Source organism: Neobacillus sp. MER 74, assembly GCF_023714155.1.
This window is the reverse complement of sequence record NZ_JAMAUV010000103.1, coordinates 1-273: the sequence shown is the minus strand read 5'-3', so window position 1 is coordinate 273 and position 273 is coordinate 1. Positions and strand designations below refer to the sequence as shown.

The 273-nt window shown below is 51.6% G+C and carries 1 rRNA gene; it reads right to left on the bottom strand.

The features are described 5' to 3' along the window. Positions 1 to 273, bottom strand: a 23S ribosomal RNA gene (locus M3610_RS27710); the annotation flags it as partial.

The following is a 273-nucleotide window of genomic DNA, read 5'->3' as shown; positions in this document are numbered from 1 at the left end:
TCTCGCTCACCTTAGGATTCTCTCCTCGCCTACCTGTGTCGGTTTGCGGTACGGGCACCTTTTATCTCGCTAGAGGCTTTTCTTGGCAGTGTGGAATTAGGAACTTCGGTACTAAATTTCCCTCGCTATCACAGCTCAGCCTTATGTGAGAGGCGGATTTGCCTGCCTCTCAGCCTAACTGCTTAGACGCGCATATCCAACAGCGCGCTTACCCTATCCTCCTGCGTCCCCCCATTGCTCAAACGATAAAGAGGTGGTACAGGAATATCAACC